The sequence below is a fragment of the Aeromicrobium sp. genome, from assembly GCF_025965075.1.
GTDB lineage: Bacteria > Actinomycetota > Actinomycetes > Propionibacteriales > Nocardioidaceae > Aeromicrobium.
On the sequence record NZ_JAOPXQ010000073.1, the window covers coordinates 1 to 21,467 of the forward strand.

General features: G+C 70.6%; 21 protein-coding genes. All 21 read left to right on the forward strand.

Annotated features, from left to right (window positions below; all coding sequences use genetic code 11):
• The coding region (locus JWQ91_RS04600) for an amino acid--tRNA ligase-related protein (RefSeq protein ID WP_297781455.1) at positions 1–1,053 on the forward strand (1,053 nt) is incomplete at its 5' end.
• A 124-nt stretch (positions 1,054–1,177) separates the two neighbouring features.
• Positions 1,178–2,542 (forward strand): replication-associated recombination protein A, encoded by a 1,365-nt coding sequence (locus JWQ91_RS04605; RefSeq protein WP_297781457.1) that lies wholly within the window; start codon positions 1,178–1,180, stop codon positions 2,540–2,542.
• Positions 2,543–2,583: 41 nt separating this feature from the next.
• Entirely contained in the window at positions 2,584–3,063 is a 480-nt protein-coding gene (locus JWQ91_RS04610; RefSeq protein WP_297781459.1) for a hypothetical protein, read from the forward strand.
• The gene (locus tag JWQ91_RS04615; protein WP_297781461.1) at positions 3,060–3,332 is read left to right on the forward strand and encodes a DUF6167 family protein; all 273 of its coding nucleotides are present in this window, start codon (positions 3,060–3,062) and stop codon (positions 3,330–3,332) included. The genes JWQ91_RS04610 and JWQ91_RS04615 overlap by 4 nt, the downstream gene beginning before the upstream one ends.
• Positions 3,332–5,989 (forward strand): alanine--tRNA ligase, encoded by a 2,658-nt coding sequence (alaS, locus tag JWQ91_RS04620; RefSeq protein WP_297781464.1) that lies wholly within the window; start codon positions 3,332–3,334, stop codon positions 5,987–5,989. Before JWQ91_RS04615 ends, alaS begins: the two co-directional genes overlap by 1 nt.
• On the forward strand, positions 5,986–6,447 hold the full coding sequence (gene ruvX, locus JWQ91_RS04625) for a Holliday junction resolvase RuvX (protein WP_297781466.1): 462 nt from the start codon (positions 5,986–5,988) through the stop codon (positions 6,445–6,447). Before alaS ends, ruvX begins: the two co-directional genes overlap by 4 nt.
• Positions 6,444–7,598, forward strand: coding sequence for an endolytic transglycosylase MltG (gene mltG, locus JWQ91_RS04630; RefSeq protein ID WP_297781468.1), 1,155 nt, complete (start codon positions 6,444–6,446; stop codon positions 7,596–7,598). Before ruvX ends, mltG begins: the two co-directional genes overlap by 4 nt.
• The gene (locus JWQ91_RS04635; protein ID WP_297781470.1) at positions 7,598–8,401 is read left to right on the forward strand and encodes a shikimate dehydrogenase; all 804 of its coding nucleotides are present in this window, start codon (positions 7,598–7,600) and stop codon (positions 8,399–8,401) included. Before mltG ends, JWQ91_RS04635 begins: the two co-directional genes overlap by 1 nt.
• A 9-nt stretch (positions 8,402–8,410) precedes the next feature.
• Positions 8,411–9,094: an A24 family peptidase gene (locus JWQ91_RS04640; protein WP_297781472.1), complete on the forward strand. Its 684-nt coding sequence runs from the start codon at positions 8,411–8,413 to the stop codon at positions 9,092–9,094.
• Between the two features lie 38 nt (positions 9,095–9,132).
• Positions 9,133–10,311, forward strand: coding sequence for a chorismate synthase (aroC, locus tag JWQ91_RS04645; protein WP_297781474.1), 1,179 nt, complete (start codon positions 9,133–9,135; stop codon positions 10,309–10,311).
• On the forward strand, positions 10,308–10,817 hold the full coding sequence (locus JWQ91_RS04650; protein ID WP_297781476.1) for a shikimate kinase: 510 nt from the start codon (positions 10,308–10,310) through the stop codon (positions 10,815–10,817). The genes aroC and JWQ91_RS04650 overlap by 4 nt, the downstream gene beginning before the upstream one ends.
• Entirely contained in the window at positions 10,814–11,908 is a 1,095-nt protein-coding gene (gene aroB, locus JWQ91_RS04655) for a 3-dehydroquinate synthase (protein WP_297781479.1), read from the forward strand. Before JWQ91_RS04650 ends, aroB begins: the two co-directional genes overlap by 4 nt.
• Positions 11,905–12,972, forward strand: coding sequence for a Xaa-Pro peptidase family protein (locus JWQ91_RS04660; RefSeq protein ID WP_297781480.1), 1,068 nt, complete (start codon positions 11,905–11,907; stop codon positions 12,970–12,972). Before aroB ends, JWQ91_RS04660 begins: the two co-directional genes overlap by 4 nt.
• Entirely contained in the window at positions 12,969–13,535 is a 567-nt protein-coding gene (efp, locus tag JWQ91_RS04665) for an elongation factor P (RefSeq protein WP_297781495.1), read from the forward strand. The genes JWQ91_RS04660 and efp overlap by 4 nt, the downstream gene beginning before the upstream one ends.
• Entirely contained in the window at positions 13,535–13,945 is a 411-nt protein-coding gene (gene nusB / locus JWQ91_RS04670; RefSeq protein WP_297781481.1) for a transcription antitermination factor NusB, read from the forward strand. Before efp ends, nusB begins: the two co-directional genes overlap by 1 nt.
• Before the next feature lie 101 nt (positions 13,946–14,046).
• Entirely contained in the window at positions 14,047–14,775 is a 729-nt protein-coding gene (locus JWQ91_RS04675; protein ID WP_297781483.1) for a WecB/TagA/CpsF family glycosyltransferase, read from the forward strand.
• A 126-nt stretch (positions 14,776–14,901) separates the two neighbouring features.
• Positions 14,902–15,480: a bifunctional pyr operon transcriptional regulator/uracil phosphoribosyltransferase PyrR gene (gene pyrR / locus JWQ91_RS04680; RefSeq protein ID WP_297781485.1), complete on the forward strand. Its 579-nt coding sequence runs from the start codon at positions 14,902–14,904 to the stop codon at positions 15,478–15,480.
• Positions 15,480–16,445, forward strand: a complete 966-nt coding sequence (locus JWQ91_RS04685; protein ID WP_366521352.1) for an aspartate carbamoyltransferase catalytic subunit — start codon at positions 15,480–15,482, stop codon at positions 16,443–16,445. Before pyrR ends, JWQ91_RS04685 begins: the two co-directional genes overlap by 1 nt.
• Positions 16,442–17,737, forward strand: a complete 1,296-nt coding sequence (locus tag JWQ91_RS04690) for a dihydroorotase (RefSeq protein ID WP_297781489.1) — start codon at positions 16,442–16,444, stop codon at positions 17,735–17,737. The genes JWQ91_RS04685 and JWQ91_RS04690 overlap by 4 nt, the downstream gene beginning before the upstream one ends.
• The gene (gene carA / locus JWQ91_RS04695) at positions 17,734–18,873 is read left to right on the forward strand and encodes a glutamine-hydrolyzing carbamoyl-phosphate synthase small subunit (RefSeq protein ID WP_297781491.1); all 1,140 of its coding nucleotides are present in this window, start codon (positions 17,734–17,736) and stop codon (positions 18,871–18,873) included. The genes JWQ91_RS04690 and carA overlap by 4 nt, the downstream gene beginning before the upstream one ends.
• Positions 18,874–21,467 (forward strand): carbamoyl-phosphate synthase large subunit (gene carB, locus JWQ91_RS04700; RefSeq protein ID WP_297781493.1); only part of this gene is annotated, 2,594 nt, incomplete at its 3' end.

Here is a 21,467-nt window from a genome sequence, read left to right on the forward strand (position 1 = left end):
GAGCTGATGGAGGGCATCCTCACGAAGATGTGGGCCCTCGTCGGCTACGACATCCCGACCCCGATCCCGCACATGACGTACGCCGACGCGATGCGTCGGTTCGGCTCCGACAAGCCCGACCTGCGGATGGGCCAGGAGCTCGTCGAGTGCACCGACTTCTTCAAGGACACGTCGTTCCGCGTCTTCCAGGCGGAGTACGTCGGCGCGGTCGTCATGCCCGGCGGCGCCTCGCAGCCCCGCCGTCAGTTCGACGCATGGCAGGAGTGGGCCAAGCAGCGCGGAGCGAAGGGTCTGGCGTACGTCACGATCTCCGAGGACGGCGAGCTGGGTGGCCCCGTCGCCAAGAACCTCAGCGACACCGAGCGCGCCGGCCTGGCCGAGCACGTCGGTGCCAAGCCCGGCGACTGCATCTTCTTCGGCGCCGGCGCGACCAAGGCGACCCGCGGCCTGCTCGGTGCGGCCCGGCTCGAGATCGGTGAGCGCTGCGACCTGATCGACAGGTCGGCGTGGGAGTTCGTGTGGGTCGTCGACGCCCCGCTGTTCGAGCCGTCCGGCGACGCCGTCGCGTCGGGTGACGTGGCCGTGGGGGCCGGGGCGTGGACCGCGGTCCACCACGCGTTCACCTCGCCGCAGGACCTGGAGACGTTCGACACCGATCCGGGCCACGCGCTCGCGTGGGCATACGACATCGTCTGCAACGGCAGCGAGCTCGGTGGCGGGTCGATCCGAATCCACCGCGAGGACATCCAGAAGCGTGTCTTCAAGGTCATGGGCATCGAGGAGGACGAGGCGCAGGAGAAGTTCGGCTTCCTGCTCGACGCGTTCACGTTCGGCGCGCCCCCGCACGGCGGCATCGCGGTCGGCATGGACCGGATCTGCGCGATGCTCGCCGGCGCGGACTCGATCCGCGAGGTCATCGCGTTCCCCAAGTCCGGTGGCGGCTACGACCCGCTGACGGCCGCCCCCGCCCCGATCACGCCGGAGCAGCGCCGGGACGCCGGCGTGGACAGCAAGCCCAAGTCCGACGCCGAGACGCCGAAGGCCGACGCCTGACGGTCGTCGGTCTACCACGGTCCCTCGGCAACCTGGCGCATCCCGCAGGATCCTTCCTGCGGGATGCGCCAGTCTCCTCAGGGACCGTGGTAAACCGACCCGGCGGGGACCGTAGGCTCGGGGCATGAGCTCTGACGGACTGTTCGACATCCCGGACTCCCCGTCGGCGACTCCCGTGGGTGGGGGCAGCCTCGCCGGGGCCCCGCAGGCCAACGCCCCGCTGGCGGTGCGCATGCGGCCGCGGTCGCTCGACGAGCTCGTCGGCCAGCAGCACCTGCTCGCGCCGGGATCGCCGCTGCGGCAGATGATCGACGGCAACCAGCCGCTGACGATCTTGCTGTGGGGCCCGCCGGGCACCGGCAAGACCACGATCGCCAGCCTGCTGAGCTCGCACACCGACCGCCGCTTCGTCGAGGTCTCGGCCGTCTCGGCCGGGGTCAAGGAGGTCCGCGAGACGATCGCCGGCGCCCGCCGCGCCCTGGCGCAGAGCGGCGTCGAGACGGTCCTGTTCGTCGACGAGGTCCACCGGTTCAGCAAGTCCCAGCAGGACGCCCTGCTCCCCGGCGTCGAGAACCGCTGGGTGTCCCTCGTCGCGGCGACGACCGAGAACCCGCACTTCAGCGTCATCTCCCCGCTGCTCAGCCGGTCGCTCCTGCTGACCCTGGAGTCCCTGACCGACGACGACATCGGCGTCCTGGTCGACCGGGCGCTGACCGACGAGCGTGGGCTCGCCGGCGTCGTGACCCTGACCGAGGAGGCACGAAGCCACCTGATCCGCCTCGCCGGGGGAGACGGCCGCCGGGTGCTGACCTATCTCGAGGCCGCCGCGGGTGCCGCGACGAGCCAGGGCAAGGCCGAGATCGATGTCGAGGACGCGGCGCTCGCGGTCGACAAGGCCGCGGTGCGCTACGACCGGCAGGGCGACCAGCACTACGACGTCATCAGCGCGTTCATCAAGTCGATCCGCGGCTCCGACGTCGACGCGGCCCTGCACTACCTGGCTCGGATGATCGAGGCGGGGGAGGACCCGCGCTTCATCGCCCGACGCCTGATGATCCACGCCAGCGAGGACATCGGCATGGCCGACCCGACCGCGCTGCCGCTGGCCACCGCCACGGCGCAGGCCGTCGCGATGATCGGCTTCCCCGAGGCCCGCATCCCGCTGGCACAGGCCGTCATCCACCTCGCCGCGGCGCCGAAGTCCAATGCCGTCGTCGTCGCGATCGACCGGGCCATGGCCGATGTCCGCTCCGGCAAGGTCGGCACCGTCCCGCCCGCGCTGCGCGACGCCCACTACGCCGGCGCCAAGAAGCTCGGCCACGGGCACGACTACGTCTACCCGCACGACGACGTGCGCGGCGTCGTCGGCCAGCAGTACGCACCCGACGACGTCGACGGCGCGCGCTACTACGAGCCGGGCGAGCACGGCTTCGAGGCGCGGCTGTCCGAGCGCCTCGAGATCATCCGCGCGATCCTGCGCGACCGCTAGCCACGTGAGCGGTCACCCGCAGCCGCGATAGGCTCGAGGACATGTCGACGGAGGTCTGGATCCTCGTGGCGACCGCGGTTCTGGCCGTGGTCGCCATCGGTGCTGCCGTCATCGCGGTCCGCGCCGCCCGCCGTCTCGCGGCCGTCCCCAGCACCCCGAACCCGGAGCCGATCGAGGTCTCGCGGGAGGTCGCCCCGGCGCGCCGGCCGACCGGCGAGGTCACGATCCACACCCCCACGCGCCTCCCGCCCGAGCTCGAGCCACGGATCGTCGAGGGCCGGCTCATCGTCCCCCCGACGCAGCAGCAGGTCGTCCAGACCGCGCTGGGGCGCCCGGGCGTACGCCTGTCGGTGCTCGCCCACGGCCTCGCGCACGCCCTGCGCCCCGAGAGCCGCGACCGGATCTCGGCGCTGATGCGGCGGGAGTACCGGCGCCGGCGCCGTGAGCGCGCCCAGGCCGGACGTCGCGCCGTCCGCGCCGCCCGGCCCACGCCGCCCTCCGACCAGTGGCTCGGGTCATGACCCTCAGCTCGCGGGCGGTCTGGTTCGTCGCGGGATCCGCGGCCGGCGTCTACGCCACCGCCAAGGCCCGCCGCGCCGCCCACCGGTTGTCGATGCCCGGACTGGTCGACCAGGCCAGCGCGCTCGGACTCGGCTGGCGGGCGTTCAGCGCCGAGCTGCAGGACGGCATGAAGACCCGGGAGCAGGACATCGCCCGCCGGCTGATCGACCCCACCGACCACAGCACCCTCAGCCTCGACGAGGCCCACCCCGACAAGGACCATCACTGATGCACACCGCGGAGATCCGCCGTCGATTCCTCGCTCACTTCGAGAATGCCGGCCACACCGTCGTGCCCTCGGCGCCGCTGCTGTTCGACGATCCCAACCTGCTGTTCGTCAACGCCGGCATGGTGCCGTTCAAGCCCTACTTCCTGGGCCAGGAGACGCCGCCGTGGAACACCGCGACGAGCGTGCAGAAGTGCGTGCGCACCCTCGACATCGAGGAGGTCGGCAAGACGACCCGCCACGGCACCTTCTTCCAGATGAACGGCAACTTCTCGTTCGGCGACTACTTCAAGGAAGGCGCCATCACGCACGCGTGGGGCCTCATCACCAACGCGGTCGAGGACGGCGGGCTCGGCATCGACCCCGACACGATCTGGGTCACGGTGCTGCACACCGACCAGGAGGCACGCGAGATCTGGAAGCGGGTCGCGGGCCTGCCCGACGAGCGCATCCAGGACCGTGGCCTGCTCGACAACTACTGGCACATGGGTGTCCCCGGCCCCGGTGGCCCGTGCAGCGAGATCTACGTCGACCGCGGCCCCGAGCACGGCGCCGACGGTGGACCCGTCGTCGACGAGGACCGCTTCCTGGAGATCTGGAACCTCGTGTTCATGCAGGAGGAGATCACCAACGTCCAGGCCAAGGACCGCTTCGACGTCCTCGGCGAGCTGCCCAACAAGAACATCGACACCGGCATGGGTCTGGAGCGCGTCGCCTACCTCCTGCAGGGCAAGCAGAACCTCTACGAGATCGACGAGGTCTTCCCGGTCATCGAGAAGGCGTCGGAGATCTCCGGACGCACGTACGGCAAGGACCGCACCGACGACGTCCGCTTCCGGGTCATCGCCGACCACGTCCGCAGCGGCCTGATGCTGATGGGCGACGGCGTCACGCCGGGCAACGAGGCTCGTGGGTACGTCCTGCGCCGCCTGCTGCGTCGCGCGGTCCGCTCGATGCGCCTGCTGGGCTACGAGGACCCCGCCCTGCCGGAGCTGCTGCCGGTCAGCCTGGAGCGGATGAAGGCGTCCTACCCCGAGCTCGAGGCCGACTTCCCGCGCATCGCGCAGATCGCGTACGCCGAGGAGGACGCGTTCCGCCAGACGCTGGGCAAGGGCACGCAGATCTTCGAGACCGCCGCGACCGCGGTCAAGGACAAGGGCGGCTCGGCGCTGTCCGGCGACCAGGCGTTCACCTTGCACGACACGTATGGCTTCCCGATCGACATCACGCTCGAGATGGCCTCCGAGCAGGGCCTGACGGTCGACGAGGAGGGCTTCCGCGCGCTCATGGCCGAGCAGCGCTCCCGCGCCAAGGCCGATGCCAAGAGCAAGAAGGGCAGCCACGCCGACACCACGGTCTACCGCGCGGCGCTCGACGCCAACGGCCCCACCGACTGGCAGGCCTACACGACCCTGACCACGGAGTCCCGCGTCCTCGGCCTGATCGCCGAGGGCGGCGGCGTCCCGGCGCTGGGCGCCGGCGCGATCGGCGAGGTCGTCCTGGACCGCACCCCGTTCTACGCCGAGTCCGGCGGCCAGCACGCCGACGCGGGCCACCTGCAGTGGGACGGCGGCCGGGCCGAGGTCCTCGACGTCCAGCGGCCCGTCCGCGGTCTCGTCGTCCACCAGGTCCGCGTCCTCGACGGCGAGCTGACCCTCGACACGACGGTCGAGGCGGCCGTCGACCCCGAATGGCGGCTCGGCGCCCGCCAGGCCCACTCGGGCACCCACGTCGTGCACGCCGCCCTGCGCGAGGTGCTCGGCCCCACGGCGCTGCAGTCCGGCTCCTACAACCGTCCCGGCTACCTGCGCCTCGACTACGGCTGGAGCGGCGCGCTGTCGCCCGACCAGCTGCACGGTGTCGAGGAGGCCTCCAACCGGGCCCTGCGGGCCGACCTGCCGGTCACGGCGCAGACCATGAGCCTGCCCGAGGCCCGCGAGCTCGGCGCCCTGGCGCTGTTCGGTGAGACGTACGGCGAGGACGTCCGCGTCGTCGAGATCGGCGGACCGTGGTCGCGCGAGCTGTGCGGTGGCACCCACGTCGAGCGCTCGTCGCAGATCGGCACCGTCGTCATCACGTCGGACGGCTCGGTCGGTGCGGGCAACCGGCGCGTCGAGGCCCTCACGGGTCTCGAGGGCTTCGCCTACCTCGCGCGCGAGCGTGACGTCGTCCGGCAGCTGACCGACCTGCTCAAGACCCAGCCCGAGGACGTCCCCGCCCGCGTGCAGGACCTCCTGGAACGGCTCAAGGCCGCCGAGAAGGCGGCCGACAAGATCAAGGCCGCCCAGCTGCTCGGCGCGGCCGGCGACGTCGCGGCCTCGGCCAAGGACATCGGGGGCGTCGCGTACGTCGGGCACCACGCGACCGGCGCCGGCGGGGGAGACGTCCGCACGATCGCGCTCGACATCCGCAAGCGGCTGGGTGACCGGCCCGCGGTCGTCGTCGTGATCGGGGATGCCGGCGACAAGCCGGCCGCCGTCGTGGCGCTCAACGAGCCGGCCCAGTCCCGCGGCCTGTCGGCCAACGACCTGATCAAGGTCGTGGGGGACAAGATCGGCGGCCGGGGCGGCGGCAAGGCCGATGTCGCGCAGGGCGGTGGCACCGACGTGTCGGCGATCCCGTCGGCGCTGGCAGCGGTCGAGGCGGCGCTCGGCGCGTGACATTCCGGCGCGGCAGGAGACTCGGCATCGACGTGGGCGACGTGCGCATCGGGGTCGCGGTCAGCGATCCCGACGGGATCCTCGCGACCCCCGTCGAGACCATCCCCGCCGGTCCCGGTGCGATCAGGCGGCTCGCGGAGCTCGTCGGGGAGCACGAGGTCCTCGAGTGCGTCGTCGGCCTGCCCATCGGGCTGTCGGGGCGTGAGGGGCCCGCGGTGACCAAGGTGCGGGCGTTCTGCACCGAGCTGCTGACCGCGATCGACCCCGTCCCGATCCGCTTGTTCGACGAGCGGATGTCGACCATGACGGCCGACACGATGCTGCGCCAGAGCGGTCGTGCCGGCCGTACCAGGCGCAGCGTCATCGACCAGGCTGCCGCTACGGTGATCCTGCAAACGGCATTGGACTCGGAGCGAACCCGCGGGTCGGCACCCGGCGAGAGCATGAGGAACCTATGAGCAACAGCGGACTGGACATGATGACGGACGGCGCGCGGGGTCCGGAGGAGCCCGCCGGAGCCGGACGCCGACGGGCCCAGACACCCCGCCGCCCACCGTGGGGCCGCCGGATCCTGGCGCTGCTGATCGTCGCCGTGGTGCTCGTCGGCATCGTGATGGGCGGCCTGTGGGTCAAGGACAAGCTCTTCACGTCCGTCGAGGACTACAGCGGTGATGGCGCCGGCACGATCGTCGTCACGATCCCGACCGGCGCGGACGGGCAGCAGATCTCCAACATCCTGGCGAAGGCCGATGTCGTCAAGAGCGCCGAGGCGTTCTACCAGCTCGCCCTGAGCGACAGCCGCTTCCAGGCCGTGCAGGCCGGCTCGTTCACGCTGCGCAAGAAGATGTCGGCCGACGCCGCGATGGCGGCACTGACCGACAAGGGCAACAGCGCCATCGTCCGGGTGACGATCCCGGAGGGGGCCCGCGTGGGGCAGATCGTCGAGATCATCGCGAAGTCCACCGAGATCACCCAGAAGTCACTGCTCGCGGCGCTCGACAAGCCCGAGAAGCTGGGCCTGCCGGAGGTCGCCAACCTCAACCCGGAGGGCTACCTCTTCCCCGCGACGTACGAGGTCGAGCCCGGCACCACCGCGACCCAGCTGCTCAGGCAGATGGTCGACAAGACGCTGGCCACCGCGAAGTCGCTGGACATCGGGACCCGCGCCAAGGCCCTCGGCCTGACCGGCGAGCAGGTCCTGACCGTCGCCAGCATCCTGGAGTACGAGGCCAAGGCGGACGAGGACTACGCCAAGGTCGCGCGCGTCCTCTACAACCGGCTCGACGAGGGCATGGCGTTGCAGCTGGACTCGACGGTGTCGTACGTCAGCAAGCGCAAGGGCGATGTCTTCACGACGCCCGAGGAGCGGGCCGACCCGTCGGAGTACAACACGTACCAGAACACGGGGCTGCCACCCGGGCCGATCGGCTCGCCCGGCGAGAAGACGATCGAGGCCGCGCTCAACCCGGCCGAGGGCACGTGGCTGTTCTTCGTCGCGGTCAACCTGGAGACCGGCGAGACGGTGTTCTCCGACACCCTCGGCGAGCACAACCAGGCCGTCGCGAAGCTGCAGGCCTACTGCAAGACCGCGCCCAAGGACGTGTGCTGATGATCTGCGCGGTCCTCGGCTCACCCATCGCGCACTCGCTGTCGCCGGCGATGCACCGTGCCGCCTACGCGGAGCTCGGCCTGGACTGGGGCTACGAGCCGGTCGAGGTCAAGGCCGGCGAGCTGGCCGCGTTCGTCGGCGCCCTCGGTGACGACGTCCGGGGCCTGTCGGTGACGGCGCCGCTCAAGCGGGAGGCCGCCGCGGTGGGTCACCAGCGCAGCGAGGACGTCGAGACGCTGGGCGTCGCCAACACGCTGATCGTCGACGACGGGATGCTCTCGGCCCACAACACCGACGTCACCGGGGCCGTGGCCGCGCTGGCCGAGCGGGAGGTCCGTTCGCCGCGCACGGCCCGGATCCTGGGCGGCGGCGCGACGGCCGCGTCGATCGCACTGACGCTCGTACGCCTGGGGGTCGAGGAGATCGACTTCATCGTGCGGGAGCCGTCCCGCGCGGCCGACGCGGAGGCGGTCGCCCGGGGCCGGGGCATCGTGGTGCACGTCCGCAAGATCGACGAGCCGCTGCTGGACAAGGTCGACCTGCTGGTCTCGACCGTCCCCGGCGAGGTCATCGGCTCCCGGTCGCACGAGCTCGTCGAGGCCTCGCGTGCGGTGTTCGACGTCGTCTACGACCCGTGGCCCACGGTGCTGGCCCGCGCCGCGGCCGATGCCCACGTCCCGGTCGTGTCCGGGCTGGACCTGCTGGCCCACCAGGCCGCGCTGCAGGTCGAGCTGATGACCGGGTCCACGATTTCTCCACAGCTCCTGCGTGAGGCGGCTCTGGCGGCGCTCCAGCGTCGCTAGGCTGCCCCGGTGACCATCGCCCTCGCCGCCCTGGCCGCCGCCCTGCTCGGTGCCCTCGGGGCACTCGTGCTGCGCCGCGTGCCGGAACCCGCTGAGCCCGACGAGGACAAGGTCCCCTACGCCGTCCTCGCCGGCACCCGGTTCCTCGTGGTGGGACTCGCGGCGGGTGCCGCGGTCATGGCGGCGCTCGTGGCGTGGAGGATCGACCACACCGAGCTGCTGCCGGTGTGGGTCGTGGTCGCCGGGGTGGGGGCATGGCTGGCGTTCGTCGACTCGCGGACGCGCCTGCTGCCGTACGTCATCGTCGCCCCGATGTACGTCGTGACGCTGCTGCTGGTCGGCCTCGGTGCGCTGCTGCTCCAGGACGTCGACATCCTGGTGCACGCCCTGGTCGCCAACGTCGTGGTCTATCTCGTGTTCCGCCTGATGCACTGGTTCGCCGGCCGCTTCTTCGGCGGTGCGTTCGGCTACGGCGACGTCCGGCTGTCGGGCGTCCTCGCGCTGGCGCTCGGTGCGCTGGGCTCCAGCGAGGTCTTCATCGGCATCTACGCGGGATTCGTCCTGGGGGCCGTCGTCGGGATCCTGCTCTCGCGACTGCGGCTGATCGACCCGAAGTCGTACGCGTTCGGGCCCTACATGATCGTCGGCGCCGTGATCGGCGCCACGTGGGGACCGGCGTTCTACTCGACCTGAGGTCCTGACCGGCGCGTGGGGCGTGGGAGAATCGATCCATGCTTCGTTGGTTGACCGCTGGTGAGTCCCATGGCCCTGCACTCGTCGCCGTCCTGGAAGGGCTCCCGGCCGGTGTGCAGGTGACCAGCAAGGAGATCCAGGCCGCGCTGGCGCGCCGTCGTCTCGGCTACGGCCGGGGTGCGCGCATGGCCTTCGAGCAGGACGAGCTCGAGATCGTCGGCGGTCTGCGCCACGGGTCGACGATGGGCAGCCCCATCGCCCTGCGCATCGGCAACAGCGAGTGGCCCAAGTGGGAGCAGGTCATGTCGGCCGATCCCGTCGACACCGAGGTGCTGGACGGGCTCAAGCGCAACGCGCCCCTGACCCGCCCGCGGCCCGGCCACGCCGACCTCGCCGGCATGCAGAAGTACGGCTTCGACGAGGCCCGCCCGATCCTCGAGCGCGCCAGCGCCCGCGAGACCGCGGCCCGCGTCGCCCTCGGCGAGATCGCCGCCCAGTTCATCCAGCAGACGACCGGCGCGACGATCGTCTCGCACGTCGTCGAGCTCGGCACCGTCCGCGCCCCCGCCGGCGTCATCCCGTCGCACGGCGACGTCGACGCGCTCGACGCCGATCCGGTGCGCTGCTTCGACCCCGCCACGAGCGCCGCGATGGTCGAGGAGATCGACCTCGCGCACAAGGAGGGCGACACCCTCGGCGGTGTCGTCGAGGTCGTCGTCGAGGGCCTGCCGCCCGGACTCGGCTCGCACACGCACTGGGACAAGCGGCTCGACGGCCGCCTCGCGCAGGCGCTGATGGGGATCCAGGCCATCAAGGGCGTCGAGATCGGCGACGGCTTCGAGCTCGCCCGCACCCGCGGCTCCCTCGCGCACGACGAGATCGTCCCGACCGAGGATGGCATCCGCCGCCTGTCGGGTCGCGCCGGCGGCACCGAGGGCGGCATGACGACGGGTGAGATCCTGCGCGTCCGTGCCGCCATGAAGCCCATCGCGACGGTCCCGCGCGCCCTGCGCACCGTCGACGTCGAGACCGGCGAGGAGGCCCGCGCGCACCACCAGCGTTCCGACGTGTGCGCCGTGCCCGCCGCCGGCATCGTGGCCGAGGCCATGGTGGCGCTCGTCGTCGCCGACGCGATCCTGGAGAAGTTCGCCGGCGACGCGGTCGAGGAGACCCGCCGCAACGTCGAGGGCTACCTCGCGAACCTGAGGCACCGTTGAGCCCGCTCGTCATCCTCGTGGGGCCGCCGGGAGCCGGTAAGACGACCGTCGCGGAGCAGCTCGCCGACCGGCTCGGGGTCGCCTTCCGCGACACCGACCGGGACATCGAGACGACGACCGGCACCTCGGTGCAGGACATCTTCATCGACCACGGCGAGGCGCACTTCCGCGCGCTCGAGGAGAAGGCCGTCGCCGCGGCGCTGACCGACCACGACGGCGTCCTGGCCCTGGGCGGCGGCGCCGTCCTCAGCGATGGGACCCGCGCCCTGCTGGCCCAGCACCGGGTGATCTTCCTCGACGTGGGACTGGCCGCCGCGGTGTCCCGCGTCGGCATGAACGGCAACCGGCCGTTGCTGCTCGGCAACGTCCGCTCACAGATGAAGGGCCTCATGGACCGTCGACGCCCGTTGTACGCCGAGGTGGCCCGGTTCACGATCGTGACCGACGCCCTCGACGCCCAGGCGGTGGCCGACCGGGCCCTGCAGCTGATCGAGGGGGACCGATGACGACCCGCCTGCGGGTGCCGACCGAGCGACCGTACGACGTCGTGATCGGCAACGGCGTGCACGAGCAGCTGCGCGGCCTCGTCGGCTTCGGGCTCGGCGTGCTGCGGGTCGCGATCATTCACCCGCCGTCGATGCTGAAGCAGGCGCAGATCCTCCGCGGGCCGCTGGTCTCCGACGGGCTCGAGGTCCACCTGATCGAGGTCCCTGACAGCGAGCAGGCCAAGACCGCCGACGTCCTCGCGTTCTGCTGGAAGGTCCTCGGGGAGACCGGCTTCACCCGCTCCGACGTCATCGTCGGGCTCGGCGGGGGAGCGACGACCGACCTGGCCGGGTTCGTCGCCGCGAGCTGGCTGCGCGGCGTCCGGTTCGTCAACGTCCCGACGACGGTCCTCGGCATGGTCGACGCGGCGGTCGGCGGCAAGACCGGGATCAACACGGCGCAGGGAAAGAACCTCGTCGGTGCGTTCCACGAGCCGGTCGGTGTCCTGTGCGACCTGGACCTGCTGACGACGCTGCCCGCGCCCGAGCTGCGCAGCGGGCTGGCCGAGGTCGTCAAGTGCGGGTTCATCGCCGATCCCTCGATCCTCGACCTCGTCGAGGCCGCCCCCGAGACGATCTCCGACCCCTCGTCGTCGATCGTCGCCGAGCTCATCACCAAGGGCATCGCGGTCAAGGCCCGGACCGTGGCCGGCGACCTGCACGAGACCGGTGCCGACGGGTCGATCGGACGGGAGGCGCTCAACTACGGCCACACGTTCGGCCACGCCGTCGAGCGCTTCGAGCGCTACACGATCCGCCACGGCGAGGCGGTCTCGATCGGCATGGTCTACGTCGCGGAGATCGCGCACCGGCTCGGCCTGATCGACGACGAGCTGCTGGACCGGCACCGCTCGGTGCTCGAGATCGTCGGACTCCCCATGACGTACCGGTCCGGGATCTGGGAGGCGCTGTCGACGACGATGCGGCTCGACAAGAAGACCCGCGGCGACCAGATGCGGTTCGTCGTCCTCGAGGGTCTCGCCGCGCCGACGATCCTCGCCGGTCCGGACGAGTCGCTGCTGCTCGACGCCTACCGAGCCATCTCGTCGTGACGACGGCCACGCGCCTGGGCCGGCTCGGTGAGGAGATCATCGATCGTGGTCTCGAAGGGCTGTTCGTCACGACGCTCGTCAACGTCCGCTACCTGACCGGGTTCACGGGCTCCAACGGCGCGGTCTACGTGTCCGGCGGCGGCGAGGCCGTGTTCGTCACGGACGGTCGCTACCGCGACCAGGCGGCCGCCGAGGTGCCCGACATCGAGCACGTCATCACCCGGGACCTGCTGGGAGCAATGGCCGAGCGGGCGTCCGGCATCGAGCTGGGCATCGAGTCCCACACCCTGACCGTCGACGCCCACGCACGGCTCGCCGAGCTCCTGCCCTCCGTCGCGCTGGTGCCGGCCGATCGCATGGTCGAGCACCTGCGCGAGACCAAGGACGCCGTCGAGATCGATGCCCTGCGTCGTGCCTGCGACATCTCGACCCGCGCGCTGCTCGCGCTGCTCGAGGGCCCGCTCGTCGGGCGTACCGAGCGGGAGGTGGCGCGCGACCTGGAGAACCGGATGTTCGACCTCGGCGCCGAGGCGATCGCGTTCGAGACGATCCTGGCCGCGGGGGAGAACACCGCGATCCCGCACCACCACCCGACCGACCGCCTGCTGGGCACCGGCGACCTGCTCAAGGTCGACTTCGGTGCACGGGTCGACGGCTACCACGCGGACTGCACCCGGACCGTCGTCCTCGGCCGCGCCGACGACTGGCAGCGCGAGGTCCACGCCGCGGTCCGGGAGTCCCAGGCCGCCGGCCTGGACCTCCTCCGCGAGGGCGTCGCCGTGAGTGACGCGGACGCCTCCGCGCGCGGTGCGCTCGAGGCGTCGGGGTGGCTCGAGGCGTTCACGACGGGCCTCGGCCACGGCGTCGGGCTGGAGATCCACGAGGACCCGTTCATCGCGGCCTCGCACACAGGTAAACTGACCAGTCGCACCGTCCTCACGATGGAGCCGGGCATCTATGTGCCGGGCCGTGGGGGAGTACGTATCGAAGACACCGTCCTCGTGACCCCGGGCGCCCCCGAGGTGCTCACCACGATGACCAAAGACCTCCTGGAGATCGGCTGATGGCCACCACGAACGACATCAAGAACGGCATGGTCCTCGACCTCGACGGGCAGCTCTGGTCTGTCGTCTGGTTCCAGCACCACAAGCCCGGCAAGGGCGGCGCGATGGTCAAGACGACCCTCAAGAACATCATGAGCGGCAAGACCGTCGACAAGACGTTCAACGCCGGCCTCAAGATCGAGACGGCCAACGTCGACAAGCGGGACTTCCAGTACCTGTACCACGACGGCGACTCGTACGTCTTCATGGACAAGACGACGTACGACCAGATCAACATCCCCGACGCCACGGTCGGCGACGCCAAGGACTACATGCTCGACAACCAGGACGCGATGGTCGCGATGCACGACGGCACGCCGCTCTACATCGAGCTCCCGGCGTCGGTCGAGCTGCTGGTGGAGTACACCGAGCCGGGCCTGCAGGGCGACCGCTCGAGCGGCGGCACCAAGCCGGCACGCCTCGAGACCGGCAAGGAGATCCAGGTTCCCCTGTTCATCGTCAACGGCGAGAAGATCAAGGTCGACACCCGCGACGGCAGCTACCTCGGCCGCGTGTCGTCCTGATGTCAGCCCGCACCAAGTCACGCAAGCGCGCGCTGGACATCCTGTTCGAGTCCGAGGCGCAGAACCTTGCGCCGGGCGGCACGCTCGCCGAGCGGCGCCACTCCGAGGACTACCCGGTCAACGACTACGCCGTGCTCCTGATCGAGGGCGTCGTCAGCCATCGTGACCGGCTCGACGAGATCATCTCGTCGAACGCCAAGGACTGGACGCTCGACCGCATGCCGGCCGTCGACCGCAACCTGCTGCGCATCGGCGCCTTCGAGATCCTCTACGTCGACGACGTCCCGGACGCCGTCGCCGTCAGCGAGGCCGTCAACCTGGCCGCCGACCTGTCGACCGACGAGTCGTCGACGTTCGTCAACGGCCTGCTGAGCAGGATCGTCCAGCTCAAGCCGACCCTGATCGGCTGACCCTGCGACGGGGTCCGGCGGCATCGCCGTCATGATCGTCGCGCTCGCTCCTCTCCGTGGTTGAAGGCTCACCAGTCTTCGCCAGGGAAGGGGTGAGGTCCGTGATCACGGACGAGCTCATCGACATGATGGCCGAGAAGTGCCTGCTCAACGACCGGGACTTCGACGCGGCCGTCCTGGACGTGCGACCCAAGCGCATCCAGACGGTCAACCTGCACCACCTCGCGCTCGCCGCAAGGTCCGACGACTTCGCCCGGACGATCGAGCGCGCCGACTACATCACGGCCGACGGCTGGCCGATCGTCTCGCTGATGCGGTCGCGGGGCATCGACCCGGCCCGGGTCACGGGCTCGGAGTTCCTCGAGCGGATGCTCGCCGGGCGCCAGTTCCACGGCCGCAAGGCCGCGATCCTGGGCGCCGACCGGCACGCCGGGCACGACTTCCGCGGCCAGCTGCACGACTCCGGGCTGCACGTCGTCTTCCGCGAGCACGGCAACCGCAGCGACTGGAAGCCCCGCGCCCTGGCCAAGAAGCTGCGCAAGTACGGCGTCGACCTGCTGATCGTCGCGGTCACGCCGCCGTTCGGCGACATGATCGGCGAGGAGGTCCGCAAGGCGGGCTTCAAGGGCGTCGTGATCAATGTCGGCGGCGCGGTCAACATGGTCACCGGCCACGCGACGATGGCCCCCCGCTGGGTCCGGGCCACCAAGATCGAGTGGTTCTACCGCCTCGCGCAGGAGCCCCGCCGGCTGTTCCGCCGCTACTTCGTCGAGTGCATGCCGGTGTTCCTCAAGGTCGTCCTGCCCACCTACTGGCACCGCGCCTACTGAGCGCAGGCACCGTTTCGAATCGTGCGCCGAGCCGCGTCCGGTCAGCGAGCACGCCGCTGCTAGGCTGTCGGACGTACAACGACATCCTTTAACGGCCGTCCCGAGAGGCGGAGAAGGAGGTCAGTCATGGTTGCGTCCGATGACGCGGCACGTGCTGACAGCTCGCACGCACCAGCCCGCACCGTCCTGGACGACCAGGACATCTCCCGGGCGTTGACCCGCATCACGCACGAGATCCTCGAGCGCAATCGCGACTCCGCCGGTCTCGTCCTCCTCGGCATCCCGACCCGCGGCGTCCACCTGGCCCGCCGGATCGCGCGTCGGATGTCCGAGGTCGAGGGCCGCGACATCACCGCCGGGGCGCTCGACATCACGATGTATCGCGACGACCTGCGGCTCAAGCCGGCCCGGGCCCTGGAGCACACCGAGATCCCGGACGACATCGACGGCAAGGTCGTCGTGCTGATCGACGACGTGCTGTTCTCCGGCCGCACGATCCGTGCCGCCCTGGACGCCCTCAACGAGCTGGGCCGCCCCAAGGCCGTGCAGCTCGCGGTCCTGATCGACCGGGGCCACCGCGAGCTGCCGATCCGGGCGGACTTCGTCGGCAAGAACCTGCCGACCTCGCTCGCCGAGAAGGTCAAGGTCCGGCTCACCGAGTCCGACGACGCCGACTCGGTCTCGATCACCGGAGGGATCGCATGATCAAGAACCTCCTGAGCGCCGGTGACCTCGACCGCACCGACGCGATCCGGATCCTCGACACCGCCGAGGAGCTCCTGGGCGTCGCCAGCCGGCCGATCAAGAAGCTCCCGACGCTGCGCGGCCGCACGGTCGTCAACCTGTTCTTCGAGGACTCGACCCGCACCCGCATCTCGTTCGAGGCCGCCGCCAAGCGCCTCAGCGCCGACGTCATCAACTTCTCGGCCAAGGGCTCGAGCGTCTCCAAGGGCGAGAGCCTCAAGGACACCGCGCTGACCCTGCAGGCGATGGGTGCCGACGCCGTCATCATCCGCCACCACTCCTCGGGAGCGCCGCACCGCCTGGCGCAGGCCAAGTGGACCAACGGCGCGGTCATCAACGCCGGCGACGGCACGCACGAGCACCCCACGCAGGCGCTGCTCGACGCGTTCACGATGCGCCGGCACCTGGCCAAGGACGGCGACGGCAGCCTCGAGGGCAAGAACGTCACGATCGTCGGCGACGTCCTCCACAGCCGGGTCGTGCGCTCCAACGTGCTGCTCCTGGAGACGCTCGGCGCCAACGTCACGATCGTGGCCCCGCCGACGCTGCTGCCGGTCGGCATCGAGCACTGGCCGGTCGAGACGTCGTACGACCTGGACTCCTCGCTCGAGAAGGCCGACGCGGTCATGATGCTGCGGGTGCAGGCCGAGCGGATGAACGCGTCGTACTTCCCGAGCGCCCGCGAGTACTCGCGCCGCTACGGGCTCGACACCGCCCGGCTCAACCGGCTGCCCGATCACGCGATCGTGATGCACCCGGGGCCGATGAACCGCGGCATGGAGATCACCGCCGACGTCGCCGACCACGTCCGGTCGGTCATCGTCGAGCAGGTCACCAACGGTGTCGCCGTCCGGATGGCCGTCCTCTACCTCCTCCTCGGCGGCGCAGCCGGGGAACCCGAAGCCAACGAAGAAGGCACTGCATGAGCTCGTACGTCATCCGAGGAGCGAAGCTCCTCGGCGGAGATCCCACCGACATCGCGTTCGACGACGGTGTCATCACCGCGATCGGCGAGGGGGCGACGGGCGACGTCGAGATCGACGCCACGGGCCTGGTCGCCCTGCCCGGCCTGGTCGACCTGCACACCCACGTCCGCGAGCCGGGACGTGAGGACGCCGAGACGGTCCTGACCGGCTCCCGCGCCGCCGCGCGCGGAGGCTTCACGTGCGTCCACGCGATGGCCAACACCGAGCCCGTCGCCGACACCGCCGGCGTCGTGGAGCAGGTCTGGCGCCTGGGCCGTGAGGGCGGCTACTGCGACGTCCAGCCGATCGGCGCCGTCACGGTCGGGCTCAAGGGCGAGCAGCTCGCCGAGCTCGGCGCGATGGCCGACTCGGCCGCCGGCGTCACGGTCTTCTCCGACGACGGCAAGTGCGTCTCGGACGCCGTGCTGATGCGTCGGGCGCTGGAGTACGTCAAGGCGTTCGACGGCGTCATCGCGCAGCACGCACAGGAGCCCCGCCTGACCGAGGGCGCCCAGATGAACGAGGGCCCGCTGTCGGGCGAGCTCGGCCTGGTCGGCTGGCCCGCTGTGGCCGAGGAGGCGATCATCGCCCGCGACGTCCTGCTCGCCGAGCACGTCGGCTCGCGCCTGCACGTGTGCCACCTGTCGACCCGCGGCTCGGTCGAGATCATCCGCTGGGCCAAGAGCCGGGGGATCGACGTCACGGCCGAGGTCACCCCGCACCACCTGCTGCTGAGCGACGACCTGGTCCGCAGCTACGACCCGATCTACAAGGTCAACCCGCCGCTGCGGTCCAACGACGACGTCGAGGCGGTCCGGGAGGGCCTGGCCGACGGCACGATCGACATCGTCGCGACCGACCACGCACCGCACCCGATGGAGGACAAGGAGTGCGAGTGGGCCGCCGCCGCCTTCGGGATGCTGGGCCTTGAGACCGCGCTGTCGGTCGTCCAGCAGACCATGGTCGACACGGGCCGCCTGACGTGGGAGCAGGTCGCCGACAAGATGTCGGCCAAGCCCGCCGCGATCGGCCGGGTGACCAACCAGGGCCGCCCGATCGCGGTGGGGGAGCCGGCCAACCTCGTGCTGGTCGACCCGGCCGCGACTCGTACGATCGACGCGCGGGACACCGCCTCGCTGTCGCGCAACAACCCGTACGCCGGGCTGACCCTGCCCGGTGAGGTCGTCGCGACATTCCTGCGCGGCAGACCGACCGTCCAGGACCGGACCCTCGTGGAAGGTGTGATGGCATGACGACCGAGGCGATTCTCGTGCTCGAGGACGGGCGGGTCTTCCGCGGCGAGTCCTTCGGCGCGATCGGCGAGACGATCGGCGAGATCGTGTTCTCCACCGGCATGACCGGCTACCAGGAGACGCTGACCGATCCGTCCTACAAGGGCCAGATCGTGGCCATGACGGCTCCGCACATCGGCAACACCGGCGTCAACGACGAGGACTTCGAGTCCCGGCGCATCTGGGTCGACGGCTACGTCGTCCGTGACCCCGCCCGGGTCCGCAGCAGCTGGCGCTCCAACCGCAGCCTCGACGAGGAGCTCGCGGCGCAGGGTGTCGTCGGGATCGCTGGAGTGGACACCCGCGCCCTGACCCGGCACCTGCGCGAGCGCGGGTCCATGCGAGCGGGAATCTCCTCCGTTGCGCCCGGTCGCGACGCGCTCCTGGAGAAGGTGCTGGCCTCACCGTCCATGAAGGGCGCGAGCTTCCTGGCCGACGTCACGACCCCCGAGGCGTACGTCGTCCCGGCCGTCGGCGAGAAGCGGTTCACCGTCGCCGCGATCGACCTCGGCATCAAGGGGATGACCCCCCGCCGGTTGGCCGAGCGTGGCATCGAGGTGCACGTCCTGCCGGCGACCACGACGTACGACCAGATCGCCGAGCTCGCGCCGGACGGCGTGTTCATGTCCAACGGCCCGGGCGACCCGGCGACGACCGACCACGTCACCGCGGTGCTCAAGCAGGTCCTCGCGGCCCGCACCCCCTACTTCGGCATCTGCCTGGGCAACCAGGTCTTCGGTCGCGCGCTGGACCGCGGCACCTACAAGCTCGTCTACGGGCACCGCGGCATCAACCAGCCCGTGCAGGACCTGACGACCGGCAAGGTCGAGATCACGGCGCACAACCACGGCTTCGCGGTCGACGCCCCGCTCACCGGCACGTTCGACACGCCGTTCGGCCCCGGCCGGGTCACGCACGTGTGCCTCAACGACGACGTCGTGGAGGGCCTGGCGCTCCTGGAGCAGCCGGCGTTCAGCGTCCAGTACCACCCGGAGGCCGCGGCCGGTCCGCACGACGCGGCCTATCTCTTCGACAGATTCGTGGAGCTCATGCAGAGCAATGTGGTTTCGACAGGCTCGACCGGCGGGGGACTCTGAATGCCCAAGAGAACTGACATCAAGAGCGTCCTGGTCATCGGCTCCGGGCCGATCGTCATCGGCCAGGCCTGCGAGTTCGACTACTCCGGCACCCAGGCCTGCCGGGTCCTCCAGGAGGAGGGCATCCGGGTCATCCTGATCAACTCCAACCCGGCGACGATCATGACCGACCCCGAGTTCGCCGACGCGACCTACATCGAGCCGATCACGCCCGAGTACGTCGAGAAGGTCATCGCGCAGGAGCGGCCCGACGCCCTGCTCGCGACCCTCGGCGGGCAGACGGCACTCAACGCCGCGATCCAGATGCACGAGGCCGGCGTCCTGGAGAAGTACAACGTCGAGCTGATCGGCGCCTCGATCGAGGCGATCGAGAAGGGCGAGAACCGCGAGTCCTTCAAGCAGGTCGTCGCGACGCTGCCGCCCGAGTGGGGCGCGGAGTCGGCCAACTCGATCATCTGCCACACGATGCAGGAGTGCCTCGACGGCGTGGAGGGCCTCGGCGGCTATCCCGTCGTCGTACGCCCGTCGTTCACGATGGGCGGCTCCGGCAGCGGGCTCGCGTACGACGAGAAGGACCTGCACCGGATCGCCGGCTCGGGCCTCGCGCTGAGCCCCACCACCGAGGTGCTCCTCGAGGAGTCGATCCTCGGCTGGAAGGAGTACGAGCTCGAGGTCATGCGCGACACGGCCGACAACGTCGTGATCGTCTGCTCGATCGAGAACTTCGACCCGATGGGCGTCCACACGGGTGACTCGATCACGGTGGCCCCGGCGATGACCCTGACCGACGTCGAGTACCAGCGGCTGCGCGACATCTCGATCGGCATCATCCGCGAGGTCGGCGTCGACACCGGAGGCTGCAACATCCAGTTCGCGGTCAACCCCGAGGACGGCCGCATCGTCGTCATCGAGATGAACCCGCGCGTGTCCCGCTCCTCGGCGCTGGCGTCGAAGGCGACGGGCTTCCCGATCGCCAAGATCGCCGCCAAGGTCGCGATCGGCTACACGCTCGACGAGATCCCCAACGACATCACCCAGGAGACGCCGGCCTCGTTCGAGCCGACGCTCGACTACGTCGTGGTCAAGGTGCCCCGGTTCGCGTTCGAGAAGTTCCCGGCCGCCGACTCGACCCTGACGACCCACATGAAGTCGGTCGGCGAGGCCATGGCGATCGGCCGCAACTTCACCGAGGCGCTCGGCAAGGCGCTGCGCTCGCTGGAGCGCAAGGAGTCCGCGTTCACGTGGGCCGGCGACCCGGGCGACAAGGCGACCCTGCTGGAGCAGATCGCCCGCCCGCACGACGGCCGCATCAAGCTCGTCATGGACGCGATCCGGGCGGGGGCGACGCAGGAGGAGATCTTCGAGTCGACCCGCATCGACCCGTGGTTCGTCGACCAGCTGTTCCTGATCCACGAGATCGCGACCGAGGTGCGCGACTCGCGCGAGCTCAACCCGACGGTGCTGCGCAAGGCCAAGCGGCACGGCTTCTCGGACCTGCAGATCGCCGGGCTGCGCGACATGCGCGAAGAGGTCGTCCGGGGCGTGCGCCACGCGCTGGGCGTCCGGCCGGTCTACAAGACCGTCGACACGTGCGCCGCCGAGTTCAAGGCCACGACGCCCTACCACTACTCGTCGTACGACGAGGAGACCGAGGTCGAGCCGCGCACCAAGCCGGCCGTCCTGATCCTCGGCAGCGGCCCCAACCGCATCGGCCAGGGCATCGAGTTCGACTACTCGTGCGTGCACGCCGCGATGGCGCTGTCCGAAGTCGGCTACGAGACCATCATGGTCAACTGCAACCCCGAGACCGTCTCGACCGACTACGACACGTCCGACCGGCTCTACTTCGAGCCCCTGACGCTCGAGGACGTCCTCGAGATCGTCCACGCCGAGCAGCTCGCCGGCCCCGTCGCCGGGGTCATCGTCCAGCTCGGCGGGCAGACCCCGCTCGGCCTGGCCGCGGGCCTCGAGGCCGCCGGGGTGCCGATCGTCGGCACCCAGCCGGCCGCGATCGAGCTCGCGGAGGAGCGCGGCGCGTTCGGCAAGGTCCTGGCCGACGCCGGCCTGCCCGCGCCCAAGCATGGCATGGCGACGACGTTCTCCGAGGCCAAGCAGATCGCCGACGAGATCGGCTATCCCGTGCTGGTCCGCCCGTCGTACGTCCTGGGCGGACGTGGCATGGAGATCGTCTACGACGAGGAGACCCTGGCCGACTACATCGGCCGCGCCACGGAGATCTCGCCCGAGCGTCCCGTCCTGGTCGACCGGTTCCTCGACGACTCGATCGAGATCGACGTCGACGCGCTCTACGACGGCACCGAGCTGTTCCTCGGCGGCGTGATGGAGCACATCGAGGAGGCCGGCGTGCACTCCGGCGACTCGGCCTGCGCCCTGCCGCCGATCACCCTCGGCGCCGAGGTGGTGGACCGGATCCGTGTCTCCACGGAGAAGATCGCCCGTGGCGTCGGGGTCCGGGGCTTGATCAACATCCAGTTCGCGCTGGCGGGCGACACGCTCTACGTCCTCGAGGCGAACCCCCGCGCGTCCCGGACGGTGCCGTTCGTCTCCAAGGCGACGGGCACCCAGCTGGCCAA

Excerpts from the sequence above, each read along its gene's own strand:
- carA (WP_297781491.1), top strand. The coding sequence starts at position 17,734 with ATGACGACCGAGGCGATTCTCGTGCTCGAGGACGGGCGGGTCTTCCGC.
- nusB (WP_297781481.1), top strand. The coding sequence starts at position 13,535 with ATGTCAGCCCGCACCAAGTCACGCAAGCGCGCGCTGGACATCCTGTTC.
- aroC (WP_297781474.1), top strand. The coding sequence starts at position 9,133 with ATGCTTCGTTGGTTGACCGCTGGTGAGTCCCATGGCCCTGCACTCGTC.
- JWQ91_RS04605 (WP_297781457.1), top strand. The coding sequence starts at position 1,178 with ATGAGCTCTGACGGACTGTTCGACATCCCGGACTCCCCGTCGGCGACT.
- pyrR (WP_297781485.1), top strand. The coding sequence starts at position 14,902 with ATGGTTGCGTCCGATGACGCGGCACGTGCTGACAGCTCGCACGCACCA.
- mltG (WP_297781468.1), top strand. The coding sequence starts at position 6,444 with ATGAGCAACAGCGGACTGGACATGATGACGGACGGCGCGCGGGGTCCG.
- aroB (WP_297781479.1), top strand. The coding sequence starts at position 10,814 with ATGACGACCCGCCTGCGGGTGCCGACCGAGCGACCGTACGACGTCGTG.
- JWQ91_RS04615 (WP_297781461.1), top strand. The coding sequence starts at position 3,060 with ATGACCCTCAGCTCGCGGGCGGTCTGGTTCGTCGCGGGATCCGCGGCC.
- JWQ91_RS04610 (WP_297781459.1), top strand. The coding sequence starts at position 2,584 with ATGTCGACGGAGGTCTGGATCCTCGTGGCGACCGCGGTTCTGGCCGTG.
- alaS (WP_297781464.1), top strand. The coding sequence starts at position 3,332 with ATGCACACCGCGGAGATCCGCCGTCGATTCCTCGCTCACTTCGAGAAT.
- JWQ91_RS04635 (WP_297781470.1), top strand. The coding sequence starts at position 7,598 with ATGATCTGCGCGGTCCTCGGCTCACCCATCGCGCACTCGCTGTCGCCG.
- JWQ91_RS04690 (WP_297781489.1), top strand. The coding sequence starts at position 16,442 with ATGAGCTCGTACGTCATCCGAGGAGCGAAGCTCCTCGGCGGAGATCCC.